Below are 9,724 nucleotides of genomic sequence, written 5' to 3' on the forward strand. Positions count from 1 at the left end.
AAAAAAGTTGACGCTAAAATTGTCAGCCTTATTAAAGATGTTCAAAGAGAGCCTTTTTCTGGATTAGGAAAACCAGAAGCATTAAAACATGAACTATCAGGATTATGGTCACGACGCATTACAAAAGAACATCGCCTAGTTTATAGCGTGTCTGATCAAGAAATTGTTATTGTTTCCTGTAAATTTCACGGCTCTTCTGGTTTCTGTGTGGAGGGAAGAAGAATAGGGATAATTTTATAGAAATATAGTCTTCAAAGCCTTGCCTAGCAAGACTCCTACGAATGATAATCAGTGCTTATCACACAAAGTAGAGAAGAGCCATTTCACTACTAATAATTGCCAGAAATTCCAGAACTAGCTTAGAGCAAGAATTAGGGAACACGAAAACTTAAGAAGAATTTCTGAAGAAAGGGAAACCCAACCTACATTTTTCTTTTATTCTTGTCCAACACCACCATCGAATACTGTCCTATCCCTAGAGAAATTAATTGAATAGAACATTGCAAGTCAAAACAGGATTATGTTGATTTTGGACTCGACTTTAACACTCTTGAACACTTTAAACAGGATTTAGTATTACACAAGAGCTAGAACCTCTGGAAATGCGTTGCAAGGGAGACCCTTGCAACGAGGTAGAAACGAGAAGAACCACTTACTTATTAATTTTCCACAAAAGTAAATTTACCATTTTTACCATCGGCATTCATTTTAATTTGTGCCACGGAGAATTTATCCTGAATGATTTCCCCTTCGGGAGTAAAAGCAATATCTCCCAGGACAGAACGTAGGTTGGGTTGAAGCATGAAACCCAACGCCCGATTATGTTACGCTACCGCTAACCCATCTTACAAATAATTGTGCCTCCCTACTTAGGTACTTAAGAACAAAACTATACCCATAAGCTATCAGCCATTAGCTAAAGTCTGACCACAACCTCCTCAGCAGTCAAGCAGAATCGGATCAAAAATATTTTGTCAATCTGTTTTTCATGCCAAAGAAAAAGCTTTTTGTCAAGCATACAAAAGAACTACATTTTTCAGGAAAATCAAGAATTTTTTCCAGAAAATGTCAGCCAAAACACTGTTTTTAGGGAACAAAATAATCCTGGCTATACCATATATAGAGTGATAAGATTATTTAACACGCTAGATGTTGTGTTTTCCCAGAAAATCTGATATAATACTCTAGTACAAATAGATTAATTTGTCAAATTTTTTAACGCCGCAATTTCCTAATTATGCAATCAAAGCCCTTGACTACTACCGTCTCCATTCACAAAAATAACGAAGTAATACCCTTTCGTTCTACCCCTTTAGCTAATATGGGCAGCCATGGAATTAGAGTGATTCGGCGCGATGGTTCCACCACAAGCTTAAATATCGGCAAAATTCGCGACGTGGTAGAGTGGGCTTGTGAAGGCAAAAAAGTCAATTCAATCGCCTTAGAAGCAGGTTTAACCACGCGCCTGCGGGATGGGATTACCACCAGGGAAATACAGGATAATTTAATTAATTGCGCCCTAGAAATGTGTAGTCCCGAGGAACCGGATTGGCGCTATGTGGCGGGAAGATTGCATATTTGGAGTCTGTGGAAAGATACCTTAGTAGTCCGGGGTTATCAGTACGGAAATTACGAGAAAACTGTCAAAACTCAAGTTAAAAATCGGCTGTACGACGAAAGGATTCTCATCTATTCCGAGGCAGAATTAAAAGAAGCTGGTTCTTGGATTAATTCCGATTGGGACATCGATTATGATTACGCAGGGGCATTGTTAATCACTAGCCGTTATTTACTCAAAAATGAGTTACCCCAAGAGGCATTATTAACCTGTTCCTTGCTGCTTGCCACTGTGGAAGAACCAGCTAATAGACTCCCCTGGGCGAAGAAATTTTATCAAGCGATTGCTCAAAGAAAAATCTCTCTCGCCACCCCAATTTTAGCCAATTTACGCACTCCCAAAGGTTCCTTAACCAGTTGTTTTATCCTCTCCATTGACGACAGTTTAGAAAGCATTTTCGACGAGATTACTAATGCTGCCCGCATCTCAAAAAATGGTGGCGGTGTCGGGGTGAATGTGAGTAGAATTCGCGCCACTGGTAGCTGGGTAATGGGGAAAGCTAATGCTTCCGGGGGGATTATTCCTTGGATTAAATTACTCAACGATACAGCTATTGCAGTAAATCAGGGGGGAAGACGCGCCGGGGCAGTAACTATCGGTGTTGACATCTGGCATTTAGATGTGCCAGAATTTCTGGAAATGCAGACAGAAAACGGTGATCAAAGACGTAAAGCTTATGATGTTTTTCCCCAATTAGTTATCACCGATGAATTCATGCGTCGGGTGATAAATAAAGCCGAGTGGACATTAGTAGATCCCTACGAAGTTCGCAATAAATTAGGTATAGAATTAGCGGAACTATGGGGGGAAGAATTTGAAGAGGCCTATCGTTTAGTAGAAGCTAATTTAGATCAAGAGATTCTCCTCTATAAAAAAATCAATGCCCGGGACTTATTTAAAAGTATCATGCGTTCCCAAGTAGAAACAGGAATGCCCTACATTGCCTTCAAAGATACCATCAATCGCGCTAATCCTAATAAGCACGATGGCTATATCCCCGGTGTAAATTTATGCGTCGCGGGAGAAACAAAAATTCTCACTGACCGAGGACAAATAGCAATCGCTGATTTGGTGGGGGAATATGTTAATGTCTGGAATGGATTGGAGTGGTCAGAAGTATTAGTTAAAAAGACTGGAGAAAACCAGCCTTTATTAAAGGTCAATTTCTCTAACGGAGAGGCATTAGAATGTACTTACTACCATAAGTTTTACGTTCAGAAGAACTACAAGGGAACCGTGGAAATTGTGGAGGCAAAAGACCTCAAACAAGGAGATAAATTAATTAAATACCAGCTGCCTCTCATCCAGTCAGAAAATGATCTTGACTTTCCCTACGCCTACACCGCAGGATTCTTTTCTGGAGATGGGAGTTACGGAAACAATGGAATGCCAGAAGTTGACCTATACGGAGTTAAAAAAGAGTTACTTCCCTTATTGGCTATTCGTAACAAATATCGGGGAAATGGCTCTATTGAAAAAGGTACTTTTTGGAGAAAAGAAACCGATACCCTAGGGGTATATCATGACAGTAAACAAGATCGGATCGTCTGTAAACTCCCGTTAGATATTCCCAGTAAATTTACAGTTCCTCTCAATGGTTACACAATTAAATCTCGTTTAGAATGGTTAGCTGGTTTACTTGATGCCGATGGAACAGTTGCCCGCAATGGTTCTAACGAGTCTCTCCAGATTGCTGCTGTTAACCGGCAATTTTTGCTCGATATTCGCCTAATGTTACAGACTTTAGGAGTTGATTCCAAAGTTACTTTTATGGATGACGGTGGCTATAAATTGATGCCAAATGGAAAGGGAAATTATCAAGAATATCTCTGTCAACCAAAATATCGTTTACTGATTAATTCTGTCGGACTATTTCAACTTGGTCAATTGGGACTTAAAACCCATCGCTTACAATGGACTTTAAAAGAACCCCAACGTTCGGCCACTCAGTTTATTCGCATTGAATCGGTAGAGTTAACCTGTCGTCGAGATGACACCTACTGTTTTACAGAACCCAAGCGTCATCTGGGAATGTTTAACGGCATTCTAACAGGACAATGCACCGAATCTTTTAGCAATGTCACCCCCGATAAAACTGCCCATTGCTGTAATTTAGTTAGCCTTAATTTAGCCAATATCGACAGGGAAGAAATCGAGTCTAATTGTCAAATCGCTGTCAGGATTCTCGACAATACTATCGATATCACTAATCCTCCCTTTGATAATGCTAAAAACCACAACGATAAATATCGCACTATTGGGGTAGGGGCGATGGGATTGGCTGACTGGTTAGCTAAACGGAAATTATCCTACAATAACCTGTCAGAAATTAGTAATTTATTTGAAGAAATTGGCTATTGGTGTACCTATTCTTCGATGGAATTAGCCAAAGAACGCGGCGCTTATCAAGCTTTCTTGGGTAGTGAATGGAGTCAAGGTAAATTAATCGGAGCAAAACCAGTGGCATGGTTTTTAAATAACGCGGTGCAACCGCAAAGATGGCAACAATTAGCCGAAGATATTCAACGATTTGGCATCCGTAACTCCCATATTACCGCCATTGCTCCTAATACTTCCTCTAGTTTGGTACAGGGATGTACCGCTAGTGTTTTGCCGGTTTATAGTCGCTTTTTCTACGATAAATGGGCAAAGGGAACCGTTCCCATCGCACCACCTTTTATTGAAGAAGCTTTCTGGTTTTATCCAGAGAATAAAAATCTCGAACAGCAACAAGTGGTAAAAGCGATCGCTACTATGCAAGAATGGATTGATACGGGGATTTCTATGGAATTATTATTCAACCTCAATGAAGGGGTTTATTTCCCCGCAGAACCCAACCGTTGTCTCACTGCTAAAGATATCTTTGATACTCTCATCATGGCGTGGGAATTGGGGTGTAAAGCGATTTATTATATCCGTACCGTACAAAAGGACAATTTTCGAGAGTCTGACGATAGTTGTTCTAGTTGCGCTAATTAAGGTTAACTTGGGTGGGCAATGCCCACCTTAATTTTTTTATATCATTTAAAATAAGTCCTACTCATCACCTAATCACAGCTATGGATAAGACTTTATACGAACAGGATTACTATCTCTGGATAGAGAAAACCATATCTTTACTAGAAAATCATCGGTTTTCTGATTTAGATTTAGAGAATTTAATTGAAGAAATAAAATCTATGTCTATCAGTCAACAGAAAGCCCTTAAAAGCAATCTGACCGTGATTTTATGGCATTTACTAAAATACTTACAAGAGCCAGAAAAACAAACCAGAAGCTGGGCATTAACCCTTTTTGAGCAGCGAGAAAGAATCGAAGAAGATTTAGAAAATAGCCCTAGTCTTAAGAGTTTTTTAACAGAAGACAATTTAAAAAAATGCTATAATAAGGACAGAAAAAAAGCCGCTATTGAAACAGGGATAAACCTAGAGAAATTCCCGAAGGATTGCCCATTTACTTTGGCAGAAGCCCTAGATTTTGAATTTATTCCTAATCAAAATCAAAACATTTGACTTTTTACCGAAAATCTATTATAACCTAAAAGTGCCATAATATCCAAGTAATCATGTCCTTACATTTAGTTAATTCTTGCCATTCGATGCCCATTTCCCCGATCTTCAATCCGGCGGGAGATGATGCGATCGAAAACCGTTCGATCTGGTTTGGTAACACCACCAACCTGATGCAGTTAAACGATGTCCGCTACACCTGGGCGGTGGGTTTATATCAACAAATGCGCGAAAATTTCTGGATTCCGCAACGCTTAGATATCACTCAAGACGTGACTGAATACGGGCATCTTACCGACGAAGAAAGATATGCTTATGATGGTATTTTATCCTATCTAACTTTTCTTGATTCCGTGCAAACCTGTAATATTCCCCACCTAAAAGGTAGCGTCACTGCGCCAGAAATTAGTCTTTGTATGGCGGAACAAATTTCTCAAGAAGCCATGCACAATCAAAGTTATCAATACTTAATTGAAACCATTATTCCCTCGGATCGCAGAGGCGAAGTTTATGACTTTTGGCGTACCGATAAAGTTCTCAAGGATCGCTGTGAATTTATCGCTAGTCTCTACCAGCAATACATCGACAAACAAACTACTGAAAGCTATTTTATCGCCCTTCTTGCCGATTATTTGCTGGAGAGTTTGTATTTTTACAACGGCTTTATCTTTTTCTATAATCTCGCTTCTCGACAGCTAATGTCCGGTAGTGCTGACGTTTTCAAAATGATCAACCGGGACGAATTAAGTCACGTCCGTTTGTATCAGAAACTTATTCCCGAAGCCATGGCAACTTTTTCCCATTCCGTTGAACAGATTTATGAGATGTTCGATACGGCCGTTAAACACGAATGTCGCTGGACAAATCACATTGTTGGCAACGACATTTTAGGTATTACCGAATACAGTACCGAACAGTACACCAAATACCTCGCTAATATTCGACTGAAAGCGATCGGACTTGAGCCTTTATACAAGGAAGAAAAGTATAACAAAAGTCCCTATAATCATCTGGAACGCTTCTCCGATACCAAAAAAGAAGGCCACACCAAAGCTAACTTTTTTGAAGCAACCGTTACCAGTTATGTTATGTCTTCTGGCTTAACTGGATGGGATGAAATTTAAAATTTACGGGACAAGAATAACCCAATTTCTTACCATAAAGTGGCAATTTTGTCAAATATTTTGACAACTTTTGACCCTCTATTCGCTGGGGTGCAAGGGGCCTTTTGCTCCTTCGACCCCGCTCAACCTTTAACGATCCCTACTGGCATCTCGGTAATTATAAGTAGGGCTGGCTGAATAATGGTAAAACCCTTGTTGGTTAAGACTTTTAGAGTTTTTGTAAATCAAAAAGTACCAGATATGGGAGTGATCGGGGGGAATTTAGGCACTTTTTCCCTGAAAATTAGGTAATTGACCCCCTGAAAATCGGTAAAACCCTACACCCTACACCCTACACCCACGAAAAACTTTTTGCCGCAAACCCTAATTATGACGATTGCCATCATAATGAATTCTCGCCCCGGCCCATTGTAATTTTTCCTGTAGAGTCTGATAAAAAGAATAGCTTTCCCGCAGGATAATAAATTGGGCGAATTTTTCAGCTTTGGTAACTCCCACCCATTGCCCGGGCCAAATGGAAGTGGCTAAAGCGCCATCCATCCAGAGTTTAGTGTTTAATTCGTAGTCTCCCAGAGGCCAAATACTGACCAGAGATGCCGGGGGAATGACAATCGGCCGACTGGAGAGACTCAAGGGACAAATCGGGGTAACAGCGATCGCTTCCATGCCGGGGTGTATAATCGGGCCATTAGCGGAAGCGGTGTAACAGGTGGACCCCGTGGGAGTAGCCACTAATAAACCATCTCCTTGGTACTGATCTACTACTTCCCCGTCCACTTCGATTTCGAGGATTGAGGTGGGCATCCTATCGATACTAGCGGGTTTCACACACATCTCATTCAGGGCATAAAATGCCTCGCTCACTGGCTGCGGGTTTCTTTTATCCCCTTCATAGATTCTGGCCTTTAACATCATCCGTTGTTGTACCGCGTAGTGGTCGGATTGTAAACGATCCCAGACCGTCTCCGTATCCTGGAAAATCTCAAAAGGTTCCGTTAAAAATCCCAGATGGCCGCCGACATTCACCGCTAAAATTGGAATGTCTTCGTGAGCTAAATAGCGAGCGGCGGCTAAAATGGTTCCATCTCCCCCCAAAACGATGGCAAGGTCGATTTTTTCCGATGCTGAGGCTAAAAATACCGGATAGGGATTATCTTTAAAGCCACTGGGTCCCATTAAAACTTTACACTGACGGGCTTCTAACTGTTTAGCGCATTTTTCCGCCCATGCTTTACTTTGGGGATGGTTGGCCTTGTGAGCGATGATGACTTGTTTTAACTGCACGGAGTTGAGACCTTGTTCGGAGGTTCTATATTTTTAACAATACCAAGACTGGGCAGATCGGGTGAAAAGTAACAGGTAAAAAAGGGGGTTGGGGGAATCACCTCGGCCTCACTGTAGCCAATTTGACAGAATTAATCGATAGATAAGGGTAAATGGAAGTAACTAGGATAAGCTCGCAGGTTTTAGCAATCTTATCCCGTTTTTTCCCTGTAACTGCTGTATCTATGCGGCTTTTTCCCAATTATCTCTCTCAACACCCCTACCACTTAATTTCCATGCAGAGTTATAATTGTATTAAGATGTGTAACAGTTCTCTGGCAAACTCTTGACAAAGGATAACAAATCTGCTCTCCCAAAAAACAGGAAAGGTTTTATTTCTATGACATTAATTCAAACCGCCCAATTATCGCTAGAAACTTTGGCTTTAGCCTTTTTTAAGCAGACAGAAGGACGCTGGCAATCCCAGAGACGTTATTACACCCTCACCCAAGAAACGGAACCCCAAGAAGTTATCAGCGCCATCGAGATTAAATATTTACCCCAAGGCAGCGAACCATTAATTCAACTGGCCCGTTTACATAATCTGGAAGATACAGTTCTATTAGGTGGTACGGAAGTGACTTGGCAAAGTAATTATCTCCGTCCCCAGAGTAAAAAACCCTCCAACGGTTCGACTATATTCGGTATTTTAGATAATATTCTCTATCGCGATCGGGGATTTGCGACGGATAAACCCGTTAGTGCCATTTATACCTTTCCTAACCCCTCTACTCTCTGTCTGAGAACAGAATACGCCGGTTCTGTCTTTGAAGAAGAAATTAAACTCATCGGTCAACAATATCGCACCCGACAAACTATTATCTCTCGCGCCGGTCAAGAATTGATGATCGGTCAATATCTAGAAAAACGGGTCAATTAGTCAAAAAATCGGCGGCTATTCCCAGAATTTTGACTTCTATGCTAGGAATAGGGCTGAAATCAAGCAGCCCTTCCCATAACTCCCCTTTAAACCGGGGTTAAATTGTCTTGATTCTGACTAGCGAGAAACTTCTCTAATTCCGTAATCGCATCGGCATCGACTTTAGTTTGCATGGGACAGAATTTCGGTCCACACATCGAACAAAACTCCGCCGTCTTATAGATATCTGCGGGTAAAGTCTCATCGTGGTATTCCTTAGCGCGATCGGGATCCAAGGATAACTGAAATTGACGATTCCAATCGAAATTATAACGAGCAATGGAGAGTTCATCGTCACGATCCCGCGCTCCGGGACGATGACGGGCGATATCTGCCGCATGAGCCGCTATTTTGTAGGCAATTAAGCCATTTCGCACATCTTCAGCGTTGGGTAAACCGAGATGTTCTTTCGGGGTGACATAACATAACATCGCCGTCCCGTACCAACCCGCCAGAGCCGCCCCGATCGCCGAAGTGATATGATCGTATCCGGGGGCAATATCGGTGACAAGGGGACCGAGAACATAGAAAGGTGCTTCGCTACACTCCTCCATCTGTTTTTTCACATTAAACTCAATTTGGTCCATGGGAACATGGCCCGGTCCTTCCACCATCACCTGTACATCGTGTTCCCAAGCGCGACGCGTTAGTTGGCCGAGGGTTTTCAATTCCGCTAATTGGGCCGCATCGGAAGCATCGTGGGTACAACCGGGACGTAGGGAGTCACCGAGACTAAAAGAAACGTCATAACGCTTGAAAATCTCGATAATTTCGTCGAAATGGGTATAGAGAGGATTTTGCTTGTGGTGGTGCAGCATCCACTTAGCAATAATACCACCGCCCCGGGAGACAATCCCGGTCAGACGGGTTTTGACTAAAGGCAGGTGTTCGATGAGGATTCCCGCGTGAATCGTCATGTAATCTACCCCTTGCTGGGCGTGTTTTTCGATAATGTGGAGGAAATCTTCGGGGGTGAGTTTTTCAATATTGCCGTGAACGCTTTCCACCGCTTGATAGATGGGTACAGTACCGATGGGGACGGGAGAAGCATTGATAATCGCAGTGCGAATTTCGTCCAAATTACCGCCACCGGTGGAGAGATCCATCACCGTATCGGCGCCGTATTTGACCGCTAGGTGTAATTTTTCCAGTTCTTCGTTAATATTCGAGGAGTTAGGGGAAGCCCCGATATTAGCATTAACTTTACACTTAGAAGCAATACCGATCGCCA

At 41.9% G+C, this 9,724-nt stretch carries 8 protein-coding genes; 5 read left to right on the forward strand and 3 right to left on the reverse strand.

Annotated elements, in window-relative coordinates:
* The coding region (locus PX482_RS03540) for a Txe/YoeB family addiction module toxin (protein ID WP_288122069.1) at positions 1-240 on the forward strand (240 nt) is incomplete at its 5' end.
* Positions 241-659: 419 nt separating this feature from the next.
* On the opposite strand, the gene PX482_RS03545 is transcribed toward PX482_RS03540, so the two are convergent.
* Positions 660-803: a hypothetical protein gene (locus PX482_RS03545; RefSeq protein ID WP_002757162.1), complete on the reverse strand. Its 144-nt coding sequence runs from the start codon at positions 801-803 to the stop codon at positions 660-662.
* Positions 804-1,237: 434 nt separating this feature from the next.
* On the opposite strand from PX482_RS03545, the gene PX482_RS03550 reads away from it, so the two are divergent.
* The 3 genes from PX482_RS03550 to PX482_RS03560 all read left to right on the forward strand — a co-directional run bounded on the left by PX482_RS03550 (position 1,238) and on the right by PX482_RS03560 (position 6,251).
* The gene (locus PX482_RS03550; protein ID WP_002757163.1) at positions 1,238-4,597 is read left to right on the forward strand and encodes a ribonucleotide reductase barrel domain-containing protein; all 3,360 of its coding nucleotides are present in this window, start codon (positions 1,238-1,240) and stop codon (positions 4,595-4,597) included.
* A gap of 80 nt (positions 4,598-4,677) precedes the next feature.
* Complete coding sequence (locus PX482_RS03555) at positions 4,678-5,130, forward strand: DUF29 domain-containing protein (protein WP_288024129.1); 453 nt, start codon at positions 4,678-4,680, stop codon at positions 5,128-5,130.
* Positions 5,131-5,183: 53 nt separating this feature from the next.
* Positions 5,184-6,251: a ribonucleotide-diphosphate reductase subunit beta gene (locus tag PX482_RS03560; RefSeq protein WP_288024127.1), complete on the forward strand. Its 1,068-nt coding sequence runs from the start codon at positions 5,184-5,186 to the stop codon at positions 6,249-6,251.
* Between the two features lie 363 nt (positions 6,252-6,614).
* Here the strand turns inward: PX482_RS03560 and PX482_RS03565 are convergent, their stop codons facing one another.
* Complete coding sequence (locus PX482_RS03565) at positions 6,615-7,535, reverse strand: NAD(+) kinase (protein ID WP_002757170.1); 921 nt, start codon at positions 7,533-7,535, stop codon at positions 6,615-6,617.
* A 379-nt stretch (positions 7,536-7,914) separates the two neighbouring features.
* Here PX482_RS03565 and PX482_RS03570 point away from each other — a divergent pair, with 379 nt between their 5' ends.
* Positions 7,915-8,454, forward strand: a complete 540-nt coding sequence (locus PX482_RS03570) for a phycobiliprotein lyase (protein ID WP_159290762.1) — start codon at positions 7,915-7,917, stop codon at positions 8,452-8,454.
* An 86-nt stretch (positions 8,455-8,540) separates the two neighbouring features.
* Here the strand turns inward: PX482_RS03570 and thiC are convergent.
* The coding region (gene thiC, locus PX482_RS03575; RefSeq protein WP_288122071.1) for a phosphomethylpyrimidine synthase ThiC at positions 8,541-9,724 on the reverse strand (1,184 nt) is incomplete at its 5' end.

The organism is Microcystis sp. M53602_WE12, assembly GCF_030065455.1.
Classification (GTDB): Bacteria; Cyanobacteriota; Cyanobacteriia; order Cyanobacteriales; family Microcystaceae; genus Microcystis; species Microcystis aeruginosa.

Bases quoted from the DNA above. Each gene is read 5' to 3' on its own strand.
- PX482_RS03550 (WP_002757163.1), top strand. From the start codon at position 1,238: ATGCAATCAAAGCCCTTGACTACTACCGTCTCCATTCACAAAAATAAC.
- PX482_RS03545 (WP_002757162.1), bottom strand. From the start codon at position 803: ATGCTTCAACCCAACCTACGTTCTGTCCTGGGAGATATTGCTTTTACT.
- PX482_RS03560 (WP_288024127.1), top strand. From the start codon at position 5,184: ATGTCCTTACATTTAGTTAATTCTTGCCATTCGATGCCCATTTCCCCG.
- PX482_RS03570 (WP_159290762.1), top strand. From the start codon at position 7,915: ATGACATTAATTCAAACCGCCCAATTATCGCTAGAAACTTTGGCTTTA.
- PX482_RS03555 (WP_288024129.1), top strand. From the start codon at position 4,678: ATGGATAAGACTTTATACGAACAGGATTACTATCTCTGGATAGAGAAA.